General features: G+C 66.9%; 26 protein-coding genes, 1 tRNA gene and 1 pseudogene. 16 read left to right on the top strand and 12 right to left on the bottom strand.

Going from position 1 to position 22,055, the window contains the following annotated elements; translation table 11 throughout:
- Positions 1-113 precede the first annotated feature (113 nt).
- Genes ACZ6YG_RS40045 through ACZ6YG_RS40030 form a run of 4 tightly spaced genes read left to right on the top strand, consistent with a single transcriptional unit; the run spans position 114 to position 2,869 of the window.
- Positions 114-428 carry a hypothetical protein gene (locus tag ACZ6YG_RS40045; protein WP_466020832.1) on the top strand — a complete coding sequence of 105 codons (315 nt, stop codon included), beginning with the start codon at positions 114-116 and terminating at the stop codon, positions 426-428.
- The gene (locus ACZ6YG_RS40040) at positions 425-2,128 is read left to right on the top strand and encodes a VanW family protein (protein WP_466020831.1); all 1,704 of its coding nucleotides are present in this window, start codon (positions 425-427) and stop codon (positions 2,126-2,128) included. Before ACZ6YG_RS40045 ends, ACZ6YG_RS40040 begins: the two co-directional genes overlap by 4 nt.
- A gap of 59 nt (positions 2,129-2,187) precedes the next feature.
- Entirely contained in the window at positions 2,188-2,562 is a 375-nt protein-coding gene (locus ACZ6YG_RS40035) for a BlaI/MecI/CopY family transcriptional regulator (RefSeq protein ID WP_271276094.1), read from the top strand.
- Positions 2,563-2,578: 16 nt separating this feature from the next.
- Positions 2,579-2,869 (top strand): hypothetical protein, encoded by a 291-nt coding sequence (locus ACZ6YG_RS40030; protein ID WP_466020830.1) that lies wholly within the window; start codon positions 2,579-2,581, stop codon positions 2,867-2,869.
- A gap of 332 nt (positions 2,870-3,201) precedes the next feature.
- Here the strand turns inward: ACZ6YG_RS40030 and ACZ6YG_RS40025 are convergent, their stop codons facing one another.
- Entirely contained in the window at positions 3,202-3,627 is a 426-nt protein-coding gene (locus tag ACZ6YG_RS40025) for a hypothetical protein (protein ID WP_466020829.1), read from the bottom strand.
- A 388-nt stretch (positions 3,628-4,015) separates the two neighbouring features.
- Here ACZ6YG_RS40025 and ACZ6YG_RS40020 point away from each other — a divergent pair, with 388 nt between their 5' ends.
- Entirely contained in the window at positions 4,016-4,531 is a 516-nt protein-coding gene (locus ACZ6YG_RS40020) for a hypothetical protein (protein ID WP_466020828.1), read from the top strand.
- A 48-nt stretch (positions 4,532-4,579) separates the two neighbouring features.
- A pseudogene (locus ACZ6YG_RS40015) lies at positions 4,580-4,869 on the top strand (IS1634 family transposase); the annotation flags it as partial.
- A gap of 591 nt (positions 4,870-5,460) precedes the next feature.
- Here ACZ6YG_RS40015 and ACZ6YG_RS40010 read toward each other — a convergent pair.
- On the bottom strand, positions 5,461-7,359 hold the full coding sequence (locus ACZ6YG_RS40010; RefSeq protein ID WP_466020827.1) for a pentapeptide repeat-containing protein: 1,899 nt from the start codon (positions 7,357-7,359) through the stop codon (positions 5,461-5,463).
- A gap of 416 nt (positions 7,360-7,775) precedes the next feature.
- A complete protein-coding gene (locus ACZ6YG_RS40005; protein ID WP_466020826.1) occupies positions 7,776-8,903 on the bottom strand; it encodes an XRE family transcriptional regulator in 1,128 nt (375 codons plus the stop codon).
- 198 nt (positions 8,904-9,101) lie between these two features.
- Here ACZ6YG_RS40005 and ACZ6YG_RS40000 point away from each other — a divergent pair, with 198 nt between their 5' ends.
- Complete coding sequence (locus ACZ6YG_RS40000; protein ID WP_466020825.1) at positions 9,102-9,362, top strand: hypothetical protein; 261 nt, start codon at positions 9,102-9,104, stop codon at positions 9,360-9,362.
- 201 nt (positions 9,363-9,563) lie between these two features.
- Here the strand turns inward: ACZ6YG_RS40000 and ACZ6YG_RS39995 are convergent, their stop codons facing one another.
- Entirely contained in the window at positions 9,564-10,352 is a 789-nt protein-coding gene (locus ACZ6YG_RS39995; RefSeq protein WP_466020824.1) for a hypothetical protein, read from the bottom strand.
- The gene (locus ACZ6YG_RS39990; RefSeq protein ID WP_466020823.1) at positions 10,349-10,531 is read right to left on the bottom strand and encodes a UTRA domain-containing protein; all 183 of its coding nucleotides are present in this window, start codon (positions 10,529-10,531) and stop codon (positions 10,349-10,351) included. Before ACZ6YG_RS39990 ends, ACZ6YG_RS39995 begins: the two co-directional genes overlap by 4 nt.
- Before the next feature lie 18 nt (positions 10,532-10,549).
- Between ACZ6YG_RS39990 and ACZ6YG_RS39985 the strand changes: the two genes are divergently transcribed.
- Positions 10,550-11,029, top strand: a complete 480-nt coding sequence (locus ACZ6YG_RS39985; protein WP_466020822.1) for a hypothetical protein — start codon at positions 10,550-10,552, stop codon at positions 11,027-11,029.
- A gap of 57 nt (positions 11,030-11,086) precedes the next feature.
- Here ACZ6YG_RS39985 and ACZ6YG_RS39980 read toward each other — a convergent pair whose 3' ends face one another.
- A complete protein-coding gene (locus tag ACZ6YG_RS39980) occupies positions 11,087-11,716 on the bottom strand; it encodes a class I SAM-dependent methyltransferase (RefSeq protein WP_185110958.1) in 630 nt (209 codons plus the stop codon).
- 249 nt (positions 11,717-11,965) lie between these two features.
- Between ACZ6YG_RS39980 and ACZ6YG_RS39975 the strand changes: the two genes are divergently transcribed.
- Together ACZ6YG_RS39975 and ACZ6YG_RS39970 are read left to right on the top strand one after the other, a co-directional pair.
- The gene (locus ACZ6YG_RS39975; RefSeq protein WP_269433553.1) at positions 11,966-12,091 is read left to right on the top strand and encodes a hypothetical protein; all 126 of its coding nucleotides are present in this window, start codon (positions 11,966-11,968) and stop codon (positions 12,089-12,091) included.
- Between the two features lie 91 nt (positions 12,092-12,182).
- Positions 12,183-12,308, top strand: a complete 126-nt coding sequence (locus ACZ6YG_RS39970; protein ID WP_197093450.1) for a hypothetical protein — start codon at positions 12,183-12,185, stop codon at positions 12,306-12,308.
- Positions 12,309-12,386: 78 nt separating this feature from the next.
- Here the strand turns inward: ACZ6YG_RS39970 and ACZ6YG_RS39965 are convergent.
- Together ACZ6YG_RS39965 and ACZ6YG_RS39960 are read right to left on the bottom strand one after the other, a co-directional pair.
- Positions 12,387-12,460 (bottom strand) — tRNA-Pro (locus ACZ6YG_RS39965).
- Between the two features lie 72 nt (positions 12,461-12,532).
- Complete coding sequence (locus tag ACZ6YG_RS39960) at positions 12,533-13,426, bottom strand: metallophosphoesterase (RefSeq protein WP_466020821.1); 894 nt, start codon at positions 13,424-13,426, stop codon at positions 12,533-12,535.
- Positions 13,427-13,485: 59 nt separating this feature from the next.
- On the opposite strand from ACZ6YG_RS39960, the gene ACZ6YG_RS39955 reads away from it, so the two are divergent.
- Complete coding sequence (locus ACZ6YG_RS39955; RefSeq protein ID WP_148036280.1) at positions 13,486-13,941, top strand: GatB/YqeY domain-containing protein; 456 nt, start codon at positions 13,486-13,488, stop codon at positions 13,939-13,941.
- 45 nt (positions 13,942-13,986) lie between these two features.
- Here ACZ6YG_RS39955 and ACZ6YG_RS39950 read toward each other — a convergent pair whose 3' ends face one another.
- Positions 13,987-16,242, bottom strand: a complete 2,256-nt coding sequence (locus tag ACZ6YG_RS39950; RefSeq protein WP_271276101.1) for a transglycosylase domain-containing protein — start codon at positions 16,240-16,242, stop codon at positions 13,987-13,989.
- A 241-nt stretch (positions 16,243-16,483) separates the two neighbouring features.
- On the opposite strand from ACZ6YG_RS39950, the gene ACZ6YG_RS39945 reads away from it, so the two are divergent.
- Entirely contained in the window at positions 16,484-16,780 is a 297-nt protein-coding gene (locus ACZ6YG_RS39945) for a WhiB family transcriptional regulator (RefSeq protein ID WP_148036282.1), read from the top strand.
- A 44-nt stretch (positions 16,781-16,824) separates the two neighbouring features.
- On the opposite strand, the gene bagB is transcribed toward ACZ6YG_RS39945, so the two are convergent.
- Both bagB and bagA read right to left on the bottom strand, forming a co-directional pair.
- Positions 16,825-17,952, bottom strand: a complete 1,128-nt coding sequence (gene bagB, locus ACZ6YG_RS39940; protein WP_219544801.1) for an ATPase BagB — start codon at positions 17,950-17,952, stop codon at positions 16,825-16,827.
- Positions 17,949-18,950 carry an ATPase BagA gene (bagA, locus tag ACZ6YG_RS39935; RefSeq protein ID WP_466020820.1) on the bottom strand — a complete coding sequence of 334 codons (1,002 nt, stop codon included), beginning with the start codon at positions 18,948-18,950 and terminating at the stop codon, positions 17,949-17,951. Before bagA ends, bagB begins: the two co-directional genes overlap by 4 nt.
- 76 nt (positions 18,951-19,026) lie before the next feature.
- Between bagA and ACZ6YG_RS39930 the strand changes: the two genes are divergently transcribed.
- From ACZ6YG_RS39930 to ACZ6YG_RS39915, 4 genes are all read left to right on the top strand, one after another.
- Complete coding sequence (locus ACZ6YG_RS39930; protein ID WP_090945153.1) at positions 19,027-19,182, top strand: DUF4177 domain-containing protein; 156 nt, start codon at positions 19,027-19,029, stop codon at positions 19,180-19,182.
- The gene (locus tag ACZ6YG_RS39925; RefSeq protein ID WP_466020819.1) at positions 19,179-19,637 is read left to right on the top strand and encodes a RidA family protein; all 459 of its coding nucleotides are present in this window, start codon (positions 19,179-19,181) and stop codon (positions 19,635-19,637) included. Before ACZ6YG_RS39930 ends, ACZ6YG_RS39925 begins: the two co-directional genes overlap by 4 nt.
- A gap of 88 nt (positions 19,638-19,725) precedes the next feature.
- Positions 19,726-20,502, top strand: coding sequence for an NUDIX hydrolase (locus ACZ6YG_RS39920; protein WP_148037237.1), 777 nt, complete (start codon positions 19,726-19,728; stop codon positions 20,500-20,502).
- The gene (locus ACZ6YG_RS39915; protein ID WP_466020818.1) at positions 20,499-21,287 is read left to right on the top strand and encodes an MBL fold metallo-hydrolase; all 789 of its coding nucleotides are present in this window, start codon (positions 20,499-20,501) and stop codon (positions 21,285-21,287) included. The genes ACZ6YG_RS39920 and ACZ6YG_RS39915 overlap by 4 nt, the downstream gene beginning before the upstream one ends.
- Here ACZ6YG_RS39915 and ACZ6YG_RS39910 read toward each other — a convergent pair.
- Entirely contained in the window at positions 21,269-21,949 is a 681-nt protein-coding gene (locus ACZ6YG_RS39910) for a Crp/Fnr family transcriptional regulator (RefSeq protein ID WP_148036286.1), read from the bottom strand. The genes ACZ6YG_RS39915 and ACZ6YG_RS39910 overlap by 19 nt on opposite strands.
- Positions 21,950-22,055: the final 106 nt, after the last annotated feature.

Raw genomic sequence — 22,055 nt, 5'->3', positions numbered from 1 at the left:
GCCGCACATATCGGTCCATTGGTGCAGGTATGGTCCAGTAAAGCCCGCAATGCAGGCGGCAGTCAGAGTCGCTTGCGTGGGCTGGACTACTATATCGGCTAGTAGGGTGAGTCATGCGCGATCCACGGCTTCGTGCCGCAACCGCGGGCGACAAGCTGTACGCCCACGAGAGCCGGACCGGCCGGGTACGGTCGAGTCCCGGCGACGGCGAGAGCTGGACTCCGCCGGTGGGTGTGGACGCCGAGAGACGCGTTCAGAGCAGCTGTGACGGCGGGCGCACCCGGCAGGCCGGCGGCGCGGGGCGGGCCGCCGCGTTCGCCGCCGTTGACGGCAACCGGCTGCTCGCCGCCCTCGAAGACGGCACTGTCCACGAGCCGCGGACCAAGAGTGGCGACGTCGCCGTCGCCTTCCGTCCGGCGGGCACATGAGCGATCATCACCCGCGCCAGGACCGGAGCCGCCTGCGCTCGCCCGGCGTGCTCATCCCGGCCGTCGCCGTCCTCGTCGCGATACTGGCCTACGCCGTGCCGGCCGTTCTGCTCGCCGGCGAGGTTCCACCCGGTACGCGGGTGGACGGAGTCGACGTCGGCGGAATGTCACCCGAGGCCGCCCGTTCCCGGCTGGACGAGGAGCTGAGGAAGCGGGTGGAGGAGCCGTTGACGCTGATCGCAGGGAAGAAGCGGGAAAAAGCGACACCCGCCGAGCTGGGGTTCGGCTTCGACACCGGGGCGACGGTCGAGGTCGCCATGGACGGCGCCGTCACCCCGGTCGGCGTCGCCCGCTCGCTCTTCGGCAGTCGCGAGGTTCCTCCCAAGGTCACGGTGGATCAGGAACGGCTCACCGCGGCACTCGGGGAGCTGGCCGAGAGCGTGCACCAGAAGCCCAGGGAAGGCAGTGTCCGCTACCGGGGGCTGGAGCCGCGAGCTGTCCTGCCCAAGCCCGGCCGCGCGCTCGACCTCGACCAGGCGGCGCGAGCCGTACGGGAGGCCTTCGAGCAGGGCCGTACGTCAGTGGAGCTGGACGTCCGCGCGACGCCGCCCAAGGTCACCGCCGCCGAGGTCCGCCGTGTCACCACGACCACCGCGCGCACGGCGGTCGCGTCGCCGCTCACGCTTACCAGCGGCGGCAAGGAAGCCGACGTGTCCAGAGAGCAGTTGGCCGCGGGCCTGCGTTTCGTCTCGGACGGGCAGGGTGGTCTGCGTCCGTCCTTCAAGGCTTCCGAGATCGCTCCGGCCCTGGGCAAGGCACTGCTGGCGACGCCACCGAAGGACGCCTCCTTCAAAATCGTCAAGGGCAAGCCGCAGGTCGTCCCCTCCCGGCCGGGGCGGGGCGTCGACACCAAGGCGATCGGCCCGGCGATCGCCGAGGCCGTGGCAGCGGGAGAGCGTACCGTCGAGCTGCCCGCCGTGGCACGACAGCCGCGGGTGACCACCGCCGAGGCGAAGAAGCTGGGCGTCAAGGAGAAGGTCAGCTCGTACACCACGCAGCACCCGTGCTGCGCTCCTCGCGTGACCAACATCCACCGCATCGCCGACATCCTCGACGGTTATGTGGTGCGGCCGGGCGAGACGTTCTCGCTCAACGGCGTGGTCGGCAAGCGCGACAAGGCGCGCGGCTTCGTCGAGGCGCCGATGATCCTCAACAACCGCTTCGTCAACGACGTGGGCGGAGGCATCTCGCAGTTCGCCACCACCATGTTCAACGCGGTCTTCTTCGGCGGCTTCGAAGACGTCCAGCACAGGCCGCACCAGTACTACATCTCCCGTTACCCCGCCGGGCGGGAGTCCACGGTCTCCTATCCCCAGCCGGATTTCCGCTGGCGCAACGACTCACCGTACGGCGTGCTGATCAAGACCTCGTACACCGACACCTCCATCACCGTGCAGTTCTGGAGCACCAAGCGCTACGAGATCGAGTCGGAGAGCTCGGCACGCTACGACGTCAAGCCGGTCCCCAGCCTGACCGACTCGGGACCCGACTGCATCCCGATGGGAGGCGCGGAGGGGTTCACCATCGACGTGTGGCGGATCTTCAAGGAGGACGGGAAGGTCGTACGCAAGCAGAAGTTCCACACCGTGTACGACGCGGAGCCCCGCCTCACCTGTGACGGGCCGGAGCAGTCGCGGTGAACGGTCCGAAGGAACCGTTCAAGAAACGGTGTGACGACGATCACCAGTAGTATTAGGGCATGTTGCGCGGCCTGGGCGAGCTCGAATCCACGATCATGGATTGGATGTGGGCGCGGCGCAGGCCGGCCTCGGTGCGTGAGGTGCTTGAGGGCCTTCGGCAGGAGCGGACGATCGCCTACACCACGGTGATGACCGTGATGGACAACCTGCACAAGAAGGGCCTGCTCAAGCGGCAGCCCGTCGGCCGCGCCTACGTCTACGAGCCGATCGCGTCCAAAGAGGCCTACACCGCCGACCTGATGCGCAAGGCGCTGGCGGGCAGTGACAACCAGGCGGCCACGCTCGTCCACTTCCTGGAACGGCTCACTCCGGAGGAAGCCGCAGCGCTTGAGGCGGCCTTGCAGGTGTTCCCGAACCGGGGTGGCCGGGCCTGATCGCCTCTCTCGTCCGGTGATCTACACGATCGCCGCCGCCGTGTACCTCCCCCGGTTAGGACGCAGGGCCACTGCCTGGGCGGCGATCGCGCTGTGGCAGGCGGCGGCCGCCTCGGTGGTCGCGTCCGTCGTGCTGGCCGCGCCGGCCTTCGCCGTGCCGGCCGAGGTCGTGGGGCACGGTCCGGCCGGGCTGTTCAAGGCGTGCGCGGCCCTGCTGAGTGACGGGTCCGGCCTGACCATCACGGGTACGGCGGCCCTGCTGAGCGGGCACGATCTTCACGGCGTCACCCGTTGTCCGCCGCACTGAACGCTCCGGGCGGGCCACGCGTATCTCATAGCGACAATACCGAATCATTCACTATGTGGAATAGTATGTTTTGCTGCGCCTGACGCGCGGCGCGGCAGAGACCGAGACAGCCCACGACAAGGTGCGCGGGGAAGGCCAAGGTAGAGAAGATGGTCGACGCGCAGACCAAGCTCCTGCGGCGGCTCGGCGCCTTCCGCACCGGTGACCCCAACAGCAAGGGCATGGTCTATACCGGCCAGGCCTCCGGCAGCCCCGCACCGCATGGTCTCAATGGAGCTGGGGCGCCGACCGGCGCGTTCCGCTGGACGCCCTGCAACCCGGCGATCTGCTCTTCAGCGAAGGGCTGGGGCACATGGGATGTACGCGGGGGCCCGTCCATCGAGGCCATGACCGAACACCTGCCCGGTCTCCGGCTGGTGTCCACGCTCGACGGTGCGGTCGATCATCTGGAGGGACAGTTCGTCGCCCGGCGCTTGGGCTTGGCCGCGTTTCCTGATCTCCTCCTCGAAGGTCAGGAAGGACTCGGCGAGGGCGAGGCCGAACGAGTGCAGCAGCTCAGCCGAAACCTCGATGTGGTGCAGGCGCAGGGTGTCCGCCGTGATCGCGCGTTCGGTGCGGCCGGTCATGTCGGCGAGCTGGCGCATGGCCTGGCCTGTCGCGGTTTGGAAGGCTTCGGCGTAGATGTTGTGGCTGAGGCCGCCGATGGTGATCAGAGTGTGGTCGATGTCCCACAGGACCAAGGTCTTCCCGGCGCTCATCGTACGAGCCCAGCCTCAATTTTGTGATTTCGGCATGTATGGATGATTCCTATCCTCCCAGGTCATAAGCGCTTTTCTTATGTTCCCGCATGAAATTCGCCGCGAAAGCCGACGGCTGGAGAGGTAGCGGGTGGAGTGACCAGAAGGATCGGGTAGAAACTTATACGCCTGAGGATGACGTTCTTGATGACTTCCCCCACCCTCTGGGGGGCAAGGCCTGCTACTTCCGCCAGACTTACGGATCGTGTCGACGACCGAAAGACCGTTCCATCCCACGAGTGAGGCGACTCCGTTCACCGCTTCGAAGGAGCGTGGGCTGCCTGCGATGCTACGTCCACGACGGCCGGGGCTCGCCGCCCTTGCGGTCCTGCTCGTGCTCGGAGGTGCCTTGGCCACCACGCTGCTTGTGCAGCGCGCTGATCAGCGGATCTCCGTGATCCGGATCAATCAGCAGGTCGGCTCGGGGGAGGGATTCCGGCCGGCGGTCATGCAGGAAGCGCTGATCGCCGACGCCGGCGGGGAGTACGTGCTGTGGTCGGAACGCGAGCAGATCGCCAGGACGGTGGCCGCGGTGACGATCCTTCCCCACACCTTGCTCACCCGGGCGATGACCACGACGGCGAGCGAGAAACTTGCCGCGGGCAAGGCGCGGGTGGGGTTGGCGCTGAAGCCGGGTCAGGTGCCGAGCGAGTTGAAGCCGGGATACCGGGTGCAGATCATCCATGCCCACCACACGGGGCAGGCCAGTCTTCTGGCGCCCAGCGCGCTGGTGGACAGCGTGGGCGAGCAGCGCAACGGCACGACGATGGTCACGGTCGTGGTCGACAGCGCCGCGGCTCCGGAGATCGGAGCGCACGCGGCGGCCGGTGACATCGTGATCGTGGAGCTGTCCGGCGAGCGTTAGAACCCATCAAGCGCCCTGACAATGAGTGGTTGATTGATTACTCTATGTGTGAAATCCGAACTGCTCCTGCGCCCGGTCTTCCACCGACTCGAGCACCGCATCCGCGCGCACGTGCTGATCTGCTGGCTGGCCCTGCTGCGGACCCGGGTCGCCGAGCGCGGATGTGGGCAAAGATAGCCCCGGATCAACCGCGAATTGTCCCGTCTGTCCCAGGTAACCCTCGCCGGACCGGCTGGAACCGTCGTCCACACGACCCCGCTACGACCCGTACAACGAGCCGTCTACAGGCACTTTCCATCACGCCGCCAGCCCGGGGCTCCGGCTTCGAGCCGGCCTGACCCGACTGGCGCGTGGCTGCGGAGGGCGTAGGCACACGACCCTCTACGGTCCTGCACGCCTTCCCCCAGGTCAACCCTCAATTTCGGGCTCACGTGTGACTACCGACTGCGGAACCCGGAGTTCAGACATACGGTCAAACAATCGAGGGCCTGACCGCTGTCTCCAGCGATCAGGCCCTAGACCTGCTACTGCACTGTCGGGGTGGCGGGATTTGAACCCACGACCTCTTCGTCCCGAAGCAATTCGAACACTCATTCGCTATGTCGCGTCAACTGTGGTGGCCTGTGGAGAGCGTGCGGCGTCGTCCGTCAGTGTTCGCGACTGATCATGGCGATTGTCACGCAGTCTGTCACTCAGCCGCCCTTGTAATCTCCGACACTTGGAGTGTGATTACGTTGCATGCAGCTACGCGTTGCCGAGGCGCTTCTACGCTATGCAGCGGCGCTTGCTCCGCATCCTCGTGGCCCCAGTCAACCCCGGCGGCCGGGGCAGCGACCGGATGGTGGGTCTTAGCCCCATCAACGGGAGCGGCGCTGCATCCACCCAGTAGGCCCAACGATCCGATGAGCGCGAATGACGTGTACATAGCACTATTTCTTGACGCGACCACGAAGCGCTAGGACAGCCAGAGCTATGAATGCGGGTCCTGCCACTTTTTGAACGATCTGCATCCAGGCGCCTATATTATTCAGCTTGGATGTAATATTCGTATTTGATATAGATACCAGATTTTGGGCCGAGAAGGTCAATACGTCGTGCAAGCTAATCTGCTGTTTTAGGCCCAGTTCGAGCATGATCAGAGTAGTGATAGCGAGCACGAGGATAAGCGCAGCCAACGATCGCCAGGCCCGTAGCCCATAGCCTGAAACGAGCCAGTAGGAAGTTAGTATGGCTCGTTCGACAGGAAACTTCGGTGCCGCAAGTCTCCGCATCTCCATTTCACCATAATAGAAGTCCGCGCTGCCAGGCTCATCCCTTCTGTCTTCCTGTGCTTTCCTCAGGGCCCGATAGGAAGACTGAAGTTCCAGAAGCGAGGGCACCTGAGAAACGTCAGAAAAGGTCGCCCTCATCCAAGGGCGACGGCCTAGCACTCGAGCTCTGTAGACAGCCTCCCCGAGAAGCACGGCCCTCTTGGCTCGGAGAGAAGGCGGACGCATCATAGTTAGAGGTCCCTGGAGCACAATCTTATCCAGATTCGCTGCTGTCTCCAATCGCGCCTCAGCTAGGTTCAGATTGGAGAATATGAAGCCATCGACATCTGTGCCATTCAACGCTCCAACGGTGATGACGTCATTGGTCGCTCCGAGAGGGGCGATGGTGAACGGCGCCCCGCTAGCGCACTGCTCGATATTCAACTTTCCGCCGTCCGCTCGAATCTGTCCACCTTTCGAGAATTGGCATCGAGACAGATTCACGCTAGAGAACGTGCCTCTAGCGATAAAATGCTCGCAGTTGATGAGACTCGCATAGAAATGCTCGATATCCACATCTAGAATTTCTATAGAGCGATCTGCTGTAATCGACCTCAGCTGAACTCGTCCATCGGACTTCCAGTTCTTTAGCTCGGCTCTCTCGTCGAAGATTACGCTAACTAGCTCGAGGCCGTCGTAGCGCGCGGGAGTAAGCGATCTTTTAGGAGAATCTAGCGGATTCTCGGCATACGAATGTGTGACATTACTTAGTTCGCATCTTCCGCTCATTTTCACATGGCTGAAGGTTACGCGTCCGTTGAATCTAGCATCACTAAAGTCAGCGCTCTTGAGCTCAAGATGGGCGAACATGCAGTCCCCTACACCATCGCGTCCAAAACTAGCTCCGCGGAAGTCGCTAAGTCCCTGGATATCAGTTTGATCCGACGTTCTGTATGGGCTACCAAAAACGGTAGATTTAGGGAACTTGCTTTCCACGCAATCCAGAGATCCGTCGATTTTAGCGCTAGTCAGGGTAAAGGAGCCGGAGGTGGCATCTCCTATATCGATATTCCTCAGGTTGAGCGCACCGTGAATGCGTATGTTAGGAAGGGATAGCGAGTTCAGGTGGGTTTCGCTCAAATCGCAGTCGCCGAAAATCTCGCAATTGGCCAGGCTGAGGCCTTCCTTCAGCTTGGCGGCCTGCACTGTGAGGCCCTGAAATGTACAGTTTCCCGCATCAAGAGATGTGAGGTGAGCCCCACTAAAGTCCACAAACTCCCTAAAAGATCCACTCATTATCCATATTTCGTCCTCAAAATGGGCCTTGCGAAAATTGACCCATCCGCTCCAGATGTAGTGCTGCATGTTTATCTTATCCAGAAATCGCGTCTCCATGCAGTTTATTTGTGGCATGATCGGCTGAGGTTGTCCCGAGGGATTTTCCTTGGAAGTGGGCAATGCGGCAATTATCGCAGACAGTGTTTTGCCGTCGATCGTTAGGCCGCTCAGTTCGAGTGGTGTTGCATGACGCGCCAGTGATTCGAGATATCGCCCTCGATCGTCATTCGACAGGTGCATGTAGCACTCGCGAAAATTCGCGCACCTAGCGCCTGGACAGCCGGCTACCTTACACAGCTCCCATGTGGCGCTACTGCTCCCCCGGAGGGTCTTCAGGTGACTCTCGTGACGCATGTGTGCATTATCCTGCCAATTGCGTCGGCTATCCGGTGATTTCGAGACGTCCTCCGAGTGAGTCCCAATCGTTACTGAGAGGGTGCGGAGTTAGGGAAGCACGAGCATCTTAGGTGTCAAGCGCTCTGCCGCTATCCGGAAAGCTGTAACACTGAGGGCGCCCAGTCGGCGTCACAGCTTCCACTGGTCTAACGGACCGGGGACCGAAGGGACACCGTCGTGGGATGATCTCCCCGGAGAGCGCTGATATTTGAGCAGGCCAAAGGTGAATGAGGGACGCCGGGACACCGGGGACAGGTTCTTCAGCGCTTCGCGAACGTTAGTGAGTCCTTGATCGCTTGGACGCCAGCGGGGTGCATTGCCGTCAGTCTGTGAACGGCGCGGCGGAGTTCGTCTACGGCGTAGGTGTTGACGGCCACAGCATCCACGGCCACGTCAGTGGCGATGGCGGTTGCCGCTTCTGCGTCGCCCTGCAGTATGTGTGCTCGTGCAAGACACGTTCCGAACCAGGCCCGGTCACGCCTGTAGTGCTCGGGTAGGGATGAGAGGCCGCGTTCGAGGTAGTCGACGGCGCGGCGACCATCGCCGAGCTCGAGTTCGGCCATGCCGCGTTGCATAAGGAACCATCCTTCGTCGTAGAAGTACATCCAGGGCGGTTCGTCCTCGGGGTGCTCGGCGGCGGTTCGGATGAGGTCTTCGGCTTCGGCGAGTTTGGTGCGGGCCTGGTTGGCTTCGCCGAGTTGCGCGTGGCCTCGGCCAGCCATCTGGGTCGCCATGCCCTGCACGCCGGGTGTCGTGCGGCCGTCGTGCCAGCGGGAGGCTTCGGCCAGGCGGACGCAGCGGTGCGGGTCGCCGAGGCTCCATGCCTGGTGGGCACGCATGTTCAGGGTGGTGGCGGCCAGGCGGGAGTCGCCGGCCTCGATGGCCCAGGCGTGAGAGCGGTCGTACCAGGCCAGGGCGGCGGCGTGCTGGCGGGAGTCATGGCACATCCAGGCGATGAACTGGGCGTACTGCGCCAGCACAGCGACGGCCCGGTCTGCAAGCTGGCCGCGGGCGCCTCGGGCCAGGTCGGCGACGGTGGACAGTTGAGCGTGAACGAGGGGCAGCAGAGGACGGCTGCCGATGGTGTCCTCAACCCGGCGATGCTCGGCCAGGCAGTGTTCCAGCCATTGCACGGTGGCCACATCGACGCGGCGCGGCTGCTCGATGGCGCGGGTGATTCGCTCGTACAGGTCCGCGTCCGGGGCCAGCGACGGCAGGGCCAGCGCGGGAACCGGCGTGGTGGTCGCGCCGAAGAGCTGGTCCTCGGCCACGTCGAAGGCGGCGCAGTAGAGCCGGGTGTAGAAGGCGTCCGGCCGGTGCTCGCCGGTCTCATGGCCCCGGATACGCCGGATGAGGCTGTCCACCTCCGGCAGAGGCTTGTCCGACACGCGGACCAACTCGTGTGCCAGGTCGCGCTGTGACCAGCCGCGCGTCTTGCGGGCCGCGAGCAGGCGGGCGGCCCAGATAGGAAGGCTCGTTCATCCGGCACATCTCCGAGGGGAGAGGAGCGGACACGGGGCGGACATCTCAGGTCGCCGCTCGGTGTCCTCTGTTGAGCTGTTACCGCCTGTAGCTGGGATGTATGCATGTTCAGCGACAGCGACGGCTTCTACGCATGGACGGCCAGTGACGAGTCCGGCCGGGGCGCGTGCGGCATCACGAGCCAGCCCGAGCGAGCCGCCGCCTTGCTGACCCGGTCGCTCGGCGAACTGGCTCCGGGAGCGACGGGCACCGTCCGCCTGGTGCGCCTCGACCGACTGGCACGACGTCCCTCCTACATCTACGGCCCGACCGTGCTGCGGTTGCGGCGCACCGTGCAGACCGCCGTGATCGTCGCAGGTGACTGAGTCGTGCAGGAGTGGGAGCCGTACGTCCAGTACGGCCTGCTGCGGGTGCGGGAGACCTCGTGCTGCGGCGAGTACGAGTGGCCTGTACTTCGTCCTGCGCCGCGACGGAGACGACTACGAGGCGACGGCCCGAGGCCGCTATGCCGACATCCGGCCGATCTGGGAAGACCTCATCCGCGAGCACTGGCACCCCTTCCCGAGCTAGAGCGACGGCAGATCCACCAGTTCCGGCTGGGGCAGGACGCGCCGCTCGGCGGGGAAGAGCCGATAGACCTCATCGCGGATCGCCTCGTCTCGTACGTGGGAGACGAACTCCTCGGGAGTGCCACCGCACAGACGGCGCAGTTCCGGGGAGTCGTCCAGAAGGCTCTGGATCAACGTGGGCTGATCCACCAGGCGTCGGGCCTGCCCATCCCCGTCCATCAGGCAGCCGTGGCGGCCCACGTAGACGAAGCACGACGCCAACCGGACACCCGACTCCAGGGTCACGGGGTGCCGATCGGCGGGCAGGCAGCGACGCCAGTAGTTGGGTTCGGTGACGTCCAGCGTCGCCAGCTCCCGATCGTCAAGCCAGAGCACGAACAGCCGCGAGGTCTCCCCCGGCACCTCCACCGGCACCGCAGGCACGTACCCCCAGCGGTTCACATGGGCTGAAACACCAGGGGCAATGCCCTCGACGTCAGCCAGGGTCATGGGGATGACCGGCCGGATCGCGTGGCTGACGAACTTGCGCCGCATCTGACTGGGCGAGGCGTTCGAACCCACCGCCACCACCGGATAGCGCTCCGACATGGGGGAGCAGCCAAGCCGGACCAGGATCTTGTCCAACGTCTCGTCCCCGACCTGCCACTCCTCGGCCGGAGTCCCGTCGATGGGGTGCAGCGGCAGGTACACGTCCTCCACGAGGACGCCGGAGGTGGCGGGGATGCGGCCCGGATAGGTGAGAGGGCGCGCCATCGGGTCGTCGTGGAAGAGATCTGTCTCGGTCACGAGGCGTCCAGCTCGTAGACCAGGGTGTGCCGGTCTCCCGGTGCGACCGTGATCATGACGCGTACGGGGCGGCCCTCGGCGTCGTAGCCGGTACGCATGTGCTCGGCGACCGGGGTGCCGGCGGGCAGCCCGAGCCGGGCGGACTCGTCCTTGGTCGGCATCCGGGTCTGGCCGGTCACTCCGACATCAACACCACGATGGGCTACAACGCCATCTACCCGGCAGATGCCATCGAAGCGCACCGCGCATTCATCGCCCGTCGACGATCGCTTCGTCCCAACGAGGAATACCGGACCCCGACGAACGAGGAGTGGGACGCCTTCCTCGCCCACTTCGAAAAGCGCAAGCTCTCTCTGGGAACCTGCGCTCGGGCCTTCGGAACGTCGTGCATCCACGAGCACGCTTGTGTCAGATGCTCGCTTCTCCGACCTGACCCGGCCCAACGGGCACGGCTTGCCGAGATCCGCGACAACTTGATCGCCCGAATCACCGAAGCTGAACAGGAGGGATGGCTCGGTGAGATCGAAGGACTCCAAGTCAGCCTCGCCAGCGCAGAGGAGAAGCTCGCCCAGCTCGATGCAGAGCAAGTCCGTCAACGCCAAGTGGTTGATCTCGGCATGCCCCGCTTCAGCCAGATCGCGACACGAATCAGTACGGCAAGAGGACCTTCAAGTTAGCCGAGCTCATCCACGCGGATGATCTACACCACCCCGACCCAGGCCACGGGCCACGCTCTACGGGCGGCGGGCCAGCAAATGGGTGTCGAGGAAGCCCCGCTCGGACGCTGGGTCGTGGAGCAACCGAGCGACCGTGACGAGTCCGGCCCCGGTCAGCAACTCGGCAAACTGCTCCGCCGGCCAGCTATAGGCGGGCGCCACCTTGTGGTCGAAGCGGACCGGCTCCGGTCCCTCGGTCCCGAAGAAGGACACCAGGAGCAGGCCCCCTGGCGTCAGGACACGCACCTGTTCGGCGAGCAGCGCGGGCAATTCTCCAGGTGGGGTATGGATCATCGAGTAGTGGGCCAGCACTCCGCCGAGCGCGCCGTCCTCGATCGGCAGGGCCTCCATTCGCGCTTCGTCGAACCGCAGCGTCGGATGGGCCCGCCGGGCGTGGGCGACCATAGCCGGGGAGAGGTCGAGCCCGAAGGAGTCCAGCCCCAAGTCGTGCAGCATAGCTGTCAGATGCCCGGGTCCGCACCCGACGTCGGCTGCACGCAGGTTCCCCGTGCCACGCACGAGCTCGGCGAAGGTGCCGATCATGTTCCGCGCGAACGGCTGCGTCTCCAACCGATTAGCAAACATCGACGCGTACAGCTCGACGACCCCGTCGTAGGCCGCCCTGGTCTCGTCCTGGTGTTTTAACACGGGAAGGAAACTAACACCCGCGCCATTCGCACCCGTTCTCCGGCCCCACACCGGACCTCCCCTTCAGGACTGATCGTCCCGTCACCTGATCACAGGGCACACTCTCGTTGGTTCAGAGAAGCTTGCGTCCGATGTTCGCTCCTCCGGCCTGAACCGTCCCAGCGTGACCGCCTGATCGAGATCCGCGACAACCTGTTTGATCGGATCGCCGAAGCTCAGCGTGAAGGCTGGCTCGGCGAGGTCGAGGGCTTGGAGATCAGCCTGGCGGGCGCCGAGGAGAAGCTGACTCAGCTCGATGCCGCACTCAAGCCTTCTGTGATCCACCTGGGCCTGCCCACCTTCAACCAGATCGCCGGGCGGTCCAGCACCCTCTGACCGCCCCTCTCTCAGAACCCGGCAGACGGACGACCCCGGTGCATCTCGACCTCAACGAGGAAGATCGCACTGGTAGTTCGGAGAAGGGATCTTGTGCCAGCAGTGCAACAGGGCGCTAGGGCTCCTGTACGAGAACGTGGAGACCATGCAGCGCATGATCGATTACGTTCTGAAGCACCAGTCCGAGACGCAAGCTACGGACGCCGTAGAAGCGTAGTCGCGCAGTTAGTCACTCAAGAGACAGAAGAGGCCGCTTCCGATCTTCGGAAGCGGCCTTCTACCTGCGGTAACTCTGTCGGGGTGGCGGGATTTGAACCCACGACCTCTTCGTCCCGAACGAAGCGCGCTGCCAAGCTGCGCTACACCCCGGTGCACACCGTCTTGCATGTGCGTGGAAAGTCTAGCCGACTTCGCGGGTGCTTGTGACCACTCGGCCCCGCCTCAGCGCCGGGGCACGAGGGTGAGCAGGGACGCCTCCGGGAAACAGGCGAAGCGGGCCGGGGCGTACGGGCTGGTGCCGAGGCCGGCGGACACGTGGAGCCAGGAGGAGCCGTGGCGGCTGAGGCCCTTGACGCGCTTCCTGTCGATGCCGCAGTTGGTGACCAGGGCGCCATAGAACGGGATGCAGAGCTGGCCGCCGTGGGTGTGGCCGGCGAGGAGGAGCTGGTAGCCGTCGTCGGCGAAGCGGGTCATGTTGCGCGGCTCGGGTGAGTGCATGACGCCGAGGCGGAGGTCGGCGTCGGAGGGGGCGGGGCCGGCCACGAGGTCGTAGCGGTCGCGGGAGATGTGGGAGTCGTGGATGCCGGCCACCGCCACGTCGAGGTCGCCGACCTTGACGCGGGCGGTGGTGTTGTTCATGTCGAGCCAGCCCTCGGTGGCCATGCCGGCGCCCAGCTCCTCCCAGGGGAGCGACGGGGTGTGCTGGCGGCGTTCGTTGCGCGAGGTGCGCCAGAGGTAGCGCAGGGGGTTCTTGGGCTGCGGAGCGTACAGGTCGTTGGAGCCGTACACGAACAGGCCGGGGCGGCGCAGCAAGGGCTCCAGGGCGTGCAGGAGCGACGGGACGGCGTCGGGGTGGGCGATCGAGTCGCCGGTGTTGACCACCAGGTCGGGCTCCAGCGCGCCGAGGGAGCGCACCCAGTTGATCAGCATGGTGCGCCGGGGCGTCAGGTGCAGGTCGGACAGGTGCAGGATCCGTACGGGGCGCTGGCCCCGCGCCAGGACCGGCACGTCGAACCGGCGCAACCGGAACGAGTTGCGCTCCACGATCGACGCGTAGGCCACGCCGGCCACGCCGAGCCCGAGCACTGACAGCGGCACTGCGACTGCTTTCCTCACCTCTTCATGATGCCCGACATCCGGCACGGGCCGTCCGCGCACGCGGCAAGATGGACCGCATGAGCGGACTGAAAGACAAGCTGAAGGCCGACCTGACGGCCTCGATGAAGAACCGGGACGAGCTCCGGCTGCGGACCATCCGGATGGCCCTGGCGGCGGTGAACGTCGAGGAGGTCTCCGGCAAGGCGGCGAGAGAGCTCACCGACGCGGAGATCATCAAGGTGCTGACCCGGGAGGCCAAGAAGCGCCGGGAGGCGGCGGAGGCGTTCGGCAACGCGGGCCGCGCCGAGCAGGCCCAGGCGGAGCGCGACGAGGAAGCGGTGCTGGAGGAGTATCTGCCCGCCCAGTTGTCCGACGAGGAGCTGGGCAGGCTGGTCGACGAGGCCGTGTCCGAGACGGGCGCCTCGGGCCCGCAGGCGATGGGTCAGGTCATGAAGGCGGTCAACCCGAAGGTCGCCGGGCGGGCGGAGGGTGGCCGGGTGGCCGCCGCCGTGCGCGCCAGGCTGGCGGGCTGACGTCGTGGCTGGACGGGCCTCCGGTGGAGCGGGCCCGTCCGTCAGTCAGTCGGCCGGCACCAGGCCGGTCTCGTTCCAGTCGCCCCAGCCGCGGTTGTTGTCGCCGCCGCGTCCCCGGTCGCCGCGGTCGTTGTCGCGGTCGAACAGGTCGCGCAGGTCGTCGAAGTCGCGGTCGCCGCGGTCGTCGCGCTCCTTCTTCTTCGGCTTGGGCGCGCACTTGTCGCTGCAGCCGCCGAAGCGGGACCGGTCGGCCGAGTGGAACTTGGCCGGCTCCACGCCCTTGAGGGCGGAGATCATCGATTCCTTCCAGATGGGGCCGGAGATCGAGGCGCCGTACACGTACGAGTAGTAGCGGCCGCCGATGGTCACGCCGATCAGGTTGTGGCTGAAGGCGCCGCGCGGGTCGCCGATGCTGACGGCCGACGAGAGGTTGGGCGTGTAGCCGGCGAACCAGGCGGCGGTGTAGTTGTCGGTGGTGCCGGTCTTGCCGGCGGCGTCGCGGCCGATGCCGCCGACCCCGCTCATCGTGCCCTTGGTGAACACGCCGGACAGGATGGCGCTGACCGCGTCGGCGACCTTCTCGTCCAGGACCTGCTCGCACTTGGGCTTGAACCGGGTGACCTTGCCGTCGCGGTCCTTGACCTCGGTGATGGCCAGCGGGGCGCAGTATTTGCCGCGGGCGCCGAGGGTCGCGTAGGTGTTGGCGACCGTCACCGGGTCGACCTCGTTGATGCCGAGGGTGAAGGTCTCGAACTCGCCCAGCTTCCCGCCGTCGGCCCGCTTGAGCCCCATCTTCTTGGCCGTCTTGACGGTGTCGCAGAGGCCGACGGACTGCTGCAGCTTCATGAAGAACGTGTTGACCGAGCCCCAGGTGCCGCTCTCCAGCGTCTTGAAGCCGCCGCCGCCCTCGCTGGAGTTGTTGACGGTGTGGGAGGGGTCGCCGACGCCGTTGCCCTTGCAGTCCTTGAACGAGCTGTAGCCGGTGGCGCGGTAGCCGTTGGGGGCGGGGAAGCCGTCGGCGAACTTCATGCCCTCCGCCAGCGCCGCGGTCAGCGTGTAGACCTTGGCGGTGGAGCCCTGCTGGAAGCCCCGGCCGCCGCCGTGCGCGGCGTCGGCGACCAGGTTGTAGGACATCTCGTTCTTCTTCTTGGAGTTGCCGAACTTGCGCGAGGCGGCCATGGCCTTGATCTCGCCGGTGCCCGGCACGACCATCGCCTGGGCGGCCACCGGCTTGTCCTTGGGGCTCACGTACTTCTTGATGGCCTTCTCGGCGGCCTTCTGCATCTTCGGGTCGATCGTGGTCTTGATCGTCAGGCCGCCGCGCTGGAGGAGCTTGAGGCGCTCCTCGGCGGTCTTGCCGAAGTCCTTGTTGAGGAGGATCTCGTTCTGCACGTAGAGGCAGAAGTACGGGTATGAGCTCTCCTCGCAGCCGCCGGGCATCTCGACGTCCTTCCAGCCCAGCTTCTTCTTCTTGGCCTCGTCGGCCTCCGGGCGGGTGATCGCGCCGACCTCGGCCATGCGGTCGAGCACGACGTTGCGCCGCTCCAGCAGCAGGGCCCTGGACTTGGGGCCGACGTTGGGGTCGGTGCGGGCGGGGTTCTGCACCGCGCCGGCGAGGGTGGCGGACTCGGCGAGGCTGAGCTCGGAGGCGGGCTTGTCGAAGAAGCGCCGGGCGGCGGCCTGGATGCCGTGGGCGCCCGCGCCGAAGTAGGCGATGTTGAGGTAGCGCTCGAGGATCTCGTTCTTGGTGTACTTCTGCTCGATCGCCATGGCGTAGCGCAGCTCGTTGAGCTTGCGTGAGACGGTCGTGGCGGTGGCGGCGGCCCTCTCCTCGTCGGTCTCGGCGGCGTTGACCAGCACTTGCTTGACGTACTGCTGAGTGATGGAAGAACCGCCCTGCGTGACGCCGCCGGTGGTAAGGTTTTTGATCAGAGCGCGGGCGGTGCCCTCGATGTCGATGGGCCCGTGCTTGTAGAAGCGGAAGTCCTCGATCGCGATCAGGGCTTTCTGCATGATCGGGGCGACCTTGTCGAGGCTGACCGACTGGCGGTTCTCGAAGTAGAACTGCGCGATCTGCTTGCCGTTCGCGTCGACCAGCTTGGTGCGTTCGGAGAGCGGTGGCTCTTCGAGCTCCTCGGGCTTGAGGTCGAGCGCTCCCACGGCCGACTTGGCGGAGACGCCCGCGCCGCCCACGGCGGGCAGCGCGACGGCGGCTGCGAGCACGCCCGCGGCCACGCCGGCCGTCGTCAGTTTGATGACGTTCAGGATCGGCGCGAAACGATCTTTGCCCTGAGCTTGCACGGTCCCAAGCCTACGTCGAAAGCGTGAGGCTAACGGTAACACCACACCATTTCGCCTTGACTGGTAGGGGTGACTAGTCATTCCCGGTCAAGAGTCCAGCGAGAATTTGGTCCTCTGGGGTCTGTCGGTCCGAAGGTCTCGTTGCGTACGTTCTCCCTGCGGCAACTGAATACGGAGGCTCGGCGCCCGCGCCCGTCGGCCCCAAATGACGACTGACCACCTAAGGGGAGTGGGGTCGAAAATGTGGATCACGGATTGGACCTCCCGTGCCGCCTGTCGAGGTGCGGACCCGGACGCGCTGTTCGTCCAAGGGGCTGCGCAGAACAGGGCGAAGCTGATCTGCCGAGGATGCCCGGTCCGTACCGAATGCCTCGCCGATGCGCTGGACAACCGCATCGAGTTCGGGGTGTGGGGCGGTATGACCGAACGCGAACGGCGTGCGCTGCTACGGCGGCGACCCGACGTGGACTCGTGGCGTGAGCTGCTCGAGTCCGCGAAGGAAGAGTACGAGCGGACCAACGAGCTGATCGCCGGCTGATCGGTCCAGGCGAGGCGCGGCCGGCGAAGTCGCCGGCCGCACTCTTATGCCTTCGCCATGAGCTCGCCGATGCGGCGCAGGCCGGCCAGGTCGTGCACGTCCTCGGACATCGCGGCGACCTGGGCGACCGGCACCGTCGGGTGCGCGGTCACGAAGCGGTCCTGCTCCCGGTGCTCGCGAGCGGCGAGTTGCATCCTCCCGGTGTGCAGCCGCAGCACAGCGGCGGTCAACTCGTGCTCGCCCCGTGATTGCAGGTCCTCGGCGGCCGCGGCGCTCCTCACTCCTGAGAGCGTCGCGGCCGGTGACTCGTGCACCCGGTTGACGACCAGGCCGGCGAGGGGCATGCGCTCCTCGGCCAGTCGCTCGACGAAGTAGGAAGCCTCGCGCATGGCGTCGCGCTCCGGCGCGGCGACCACGAGGAAGGCCGTGCCGGGCGCCTGCAGCAGCTTGTACGTGAGTTCGGCGCGCTGCCTGAATCCGCCGAAGACGGCGTCGAGCGCTGACACGAACGTCTGCAGATCCTTGATCACCTGGGCGCCGAGCAGTTTGGTCAGCGCACCGGCGACGAACCCGAACCCGGCGTTGAAGATGCGGAAGGCGCTGCGCCCACCGGCCTTGGCCGGGGCGGTCAGCAGCCGGATGAACCGCCCGTCGAGAAACCTCCCGAGCCGCTCGGGCGCGTCGAGGAAGTCGAGCGCGGAGCGCGACGGCGGGGTGTCGACGATGATCAGGTCCCACTCGTCGGAGCGGCGGAGCTGGCCGAGCTTCTCCATGGCCATGTACTCCTGGGTGCCGGCGAAGCTCGACGACAGCGACTGGTAGAAGGGATTCGACAGGATCTGGCGGGCCCGCTCCGGGTCGGCGTGCGCCTCGATGATCTCGTCGAACGTGCGCTTCATGTCGAGCATCATCGCGAAGAGCTGGCCGCCGCTCTCGCACTCGACGATGCGGCGCGGGGTGTTGTCGAGCTCGCTCAGCCCCATCGCCTGGGCCAGGCGCCTGGCGGGGTCGACGGTGAGCACCACGGCGCACCTGCCGCGCTCGGCGGCGCGCAGGCCGAGCGCCGCGGCGGTGGTGGTCTTGCCGACGCCGCCGGAGCCGCAGCAGACGATGATGCGGGTGCCGCTGTCGTCGAGGATGGCGTCGATGTCGAGGGTGGCGGGCTTTCTCACGCTGCTCCCTGGGTGCGGATGCTCTCGGCCAGCTCGTACAGGCCCGCGAGGTCGACCCCGTCGGCCAGCAGCGGCAGCTCGTAGCTGGGCCGTTCGGCGGCGGTGAGGGTCTCGCGCTCGTCGCGTTCGATCTCGGTGCGGCGGGCGTGCTCGGCGAGCTCCTCGGCGAGCGCCTCGGCCAAGGCCTTGGCGTCGCCGCCGGTGGCCAGTCCGGCGGCCTCCAGACCGGCGACGAGCTCGGCGGTGTCGACGCGGCCCTTGACCGCCTTGTCGAGGACCGGCTGGGGGAGGAGCGGCTCGCGCACCATGTTGATGAAGACGCCGCCGGGGGGCAGGCCGGCCGCGCGAAGGTCGGAGAGGCCGTCGAGCGTTTCCTGGACGGGCATTTCTTCCAACAGAGTCACGAAATGCACCGCTGTTTCCGGGCTTTTCATGACGCCTCGTACGAGATCGGAATGGTTCTTGATGGGGCCGACCCTCGCCAGGTCCGCGACCTCCTCCGTGACGTTCAGGAAGCGCGTGATGCGGCCCGTCGGCGGCGCGTCGAGGACCACCGCGTCGTAGACCCGCTTGCCGTCCTTGCCGCGCCGGCGCACCGCCTCGCTGGTCTTGCCGGTGACCAGGACGTCGCGGAAGCCGGGGGCGATCGTGGTGGCGAAGTCGAGCACGCCCATCTTGGTCAGCGCCCGGCCCGCCCTGCGCATGCCGTAGAACATCTCCAGGTATTCGAGCATGGCCTCCTCGGGGTCGACGGCCAGCGCGTAGACGTCGCCGCCGTCGGGGGCCACCGCGATGCGGCGCTCCTCGTACGGCAGCGGCGGCAGGTCGAAGATCTGGGCGATGCCCTGCCTGCCCTCCACCTCGACGAGCAGCACCTTGCGCCCGCCCGAGGCGAGGGCGAGCGCGAGAGCGGCGGCCACCGTCGTCTTTCCGGTGCCGCCCTTGCCGGTGACGACGTGCAGTCGCACACCGTCCCAATCCGTGTCCCGAGAGTCCACGATTCGAGGCTACCGAACGGTCATTTGACGCAAGCCCACGAGTGCCCCGGAGATTGCTCACACTACGCTGATGGCCATGAAGAAATGGGAGTACCTCACGGCTCCGGTGCTGATCCACAACACCAAGATGATCCTCGACAACTTCGGCTCCGACGGCTGGGAGCTGGTCCAGATCCTTCAGGGCGCCACGCCCGAGCAGCTGGTCGCCTACTTCAAGCGGGAGAAGCAGTGACTCCGGAGCAGAAGATCGCCGACCTCGGGCTGGAGCTGCCCGAGGTGGTCGCGCCGTTGGCCGCGTACGTGCCGACCGTGCGGACCGGCAACCTGGTCTACACCTCGGGCCAGGTCCCGGTGGTGAAGGGCGAGGTGCGGTTCACCGGCAAGCTCGGCGCCGACGTCACCGTCGAGGACGGCCAGGAGGCGGCCCGGATGTGCGCGCTCAACGCGCTGGCCGCGCTGAAGGCGGAGGTCGGTGACCTGGCCGAGGTCAAGCGGATCGTCAAGGCCGTGGTGTTCGTGGCCAGCGCCCCCGACTTCACCGGGCAGCCGCAGGTCGCCAACGGGGCCAGCGAGCTGCTGGGCGAGGTGTTCGGCGAGGCCGGCAAGCACGCGCGCAGCGCGGTCGGGGTGGCGGCGCTGCCGCTGAACGTCCCGGTCGAGGTGGAGCTCATCGCCGAGGTGTCCTGAAAGCCGGATATGTCACTATGACCGAGTGATGTTCTAGTTGGAGGTCATCGTGGCTGGTCTTCGGTTCTCTCGGGAACACGCCGAACACATCAGAGACGTGCTGTCCGGGCGTGTCGCCCCGGTCCGCGCGCGGGACGCCGCCACCGTGGCGCTCTTCCGCGCGGGCCGGGCGGGCGGCATCGAGGTCTACCTGCTGCGGCGCAAGGCGACCATGGCCTTCGCCGCCGGCGCGTACGTCTTCCCCGGCGGGTCGGTCGACCCGCGCGACACCGACCAGGCCGTGGCCTGGGCGGGGCCGTCGCCCGCCGAGTGGGCGCGGGCCTTCCGCGCCGACGAGGCGGTGGCCAGGGGCCTGGTGTGCGCGGCCGTACGCGAGACGTTCGAGGAGTCGGGGGTGCTGCTCGCCGGGCCCGGCCCCGAATCCGTGGTCGCCGACACCCGGGGCGACGACTGGGAGGCCGACCGGCTGGCCCTCATCGACAGGAGCCTCGGCTTCGCCGACTTCCTCGCCAAGCGCGGCCTGGTGCTCCGCTCCGACCTGCTCAAGCCGTGGGCCCACTGGATCACGCCCGAGGCCGAGACGCGGCGTTTCGACACCCGCTTCTTCGTCGCCGTGCTGCCCGAGGGCCAGCGCACCCGCGACGTGGGCGGCGAGGCCGACCAGGTCGAGTGGCGCCGCCCGGCCGAGGCCCTCGCCATGGCTGACCGGGGCGAGATCTTCCTGATGCCCCCCACGTACCGCACCCTCGGCGACCTGGCCCGCCACGACGGCGTGGAGTCGGTGCTGGGCGAGCGGCGGGAGATCGTCACCGTGCTGCCCAGGGTCGTGGAGGTCGACGGCGAGTTCCGGCTGGAGTCGGCATGAGCGGCCTGCACATCCCGCTCGGCACGCCCGACGGGTCGCGCACCGCGCACGCGGAGAACCTCCTCGCGCCCAACCCGTCGATCATGACGCTCGACGGCACCAACACGTGGGTGATCGGCGGCCGGGAGGTCGTCGTGGTCGATCCGGGGCCCGACGACGAGGCGCACCTGCTCCGGGTCCGCGACCACCTGGGGGATCGCCGGGTGACCCAGATCCTGCTCACTCACGGGCACTTCGACCACAGCGGCGGGGCCAGGCGGTTCGCCGGGCTCGTCGGAGCGCCGGTGCGCGCCCTGGACCCGCGCCACCGGCTGGGCGACGAGGGGCTCGCCGACGGTGACGTGGTCGTCGTGGACGGGCTGGAGATCCACGTGTACGGCACGCCCGGCCACTCGGCGGACTCGCTCTGCTTCTGGCTGCCGGAGGACCGGGCCATGCTGACCGGCGACACCGTGCTCGGCCGGGGCACCACGATCATCGCGGGGGACGGCGGCCTGGCCGACTATCTGCGCAGCCTGGACCGGCTCAGGGCGGCGGCGGAGAGCCTTGAGGCGCAGGCCCTGCTGCCCGGGCACGGCCCCGTGCTGCCCGATCCGATCGGCGCGCTCGACAGCTACATCGCGCACCGGCGGGTGCGCCTCGACCAGATCAGGGAGGCGCGGCGGCAGGGCGCGCGCACGCCGCGGGAGATCGTACGGATCGTGTACGCGGACGTCGACAGGTCGCTCTGGCCCGCGGCCGAGATGTCGGTGCGGGCCCAGCTCGACTATCTGGACCGGTTGTAGAGCCGGTCGTGGTCGAGGATCACCACGGCCTTGGCCTCGATGCGCAGCCAGCCGCGGTGCGCGAAGTCGGCCAGGGCCTTGTTGACCGTCTCGCGGGAGGCGCCGACGAGCTGGGCCAGCTCCTCCTGGGTGAGGTCGTGGTGGACGCGCATGCCGTCGTCGGTTTTGGTGCCGAACCGCTCGGCCAGGTCGAGCAGCTGCTTGGCCACCCGGCCGGGCACGTCGGTGAACACCAGGTCGGCCAGCACGTCGTTGGTGCGGCGCAGCCGCTGGGCGAGCGCCCGCAGCAGGTGGAGCGCCACCTCCGGGCGGCCCGTCAGCCAGGGGCGCAGGTCGTCGTGGCCCAGCCCGGCCAGGCGCACCTCGGTCAGCGCGGTCGCGGTGGCCGTGCGCGGTCGCGGGTCGAACAGCGACAGCTCGCCGAACATCTCGCTCGGGCCGAGCACGCTGAGGACGTTCTCCCGGCCGTCGGGGGAGGTGCGGGAGAGCTTGACCTTGCCTTCGAGCACGACGTAGAGCCGGTCGCCCGTCTCGTTCTCGTGGAAGATCGTCTGCCCTTTGGACAACTGGACCTCGGTGATGCTCGTCCTGAGCGCCGCGGCGCTCTCCCGGTCGAGCGCGGCGAACAGGGGGGCCTTGCCCAGCACGTCTTCGGTGTTCACTCTGCCTCCTCTGCTGCCATTGTGACGCACACCACTCCGGGCGGCACACCTGGCGAGCCAGGCTCGCCCGGGGGTGCCGCTCAGCGGCTGGATGAACCGCGTGCCG

This window comes from Nonomuraea sp. NPDC054003 (assembly GCF_055585125.1).
This window is presented reverse-complemented; position numbering and strand designations above follow the sequence as displayed.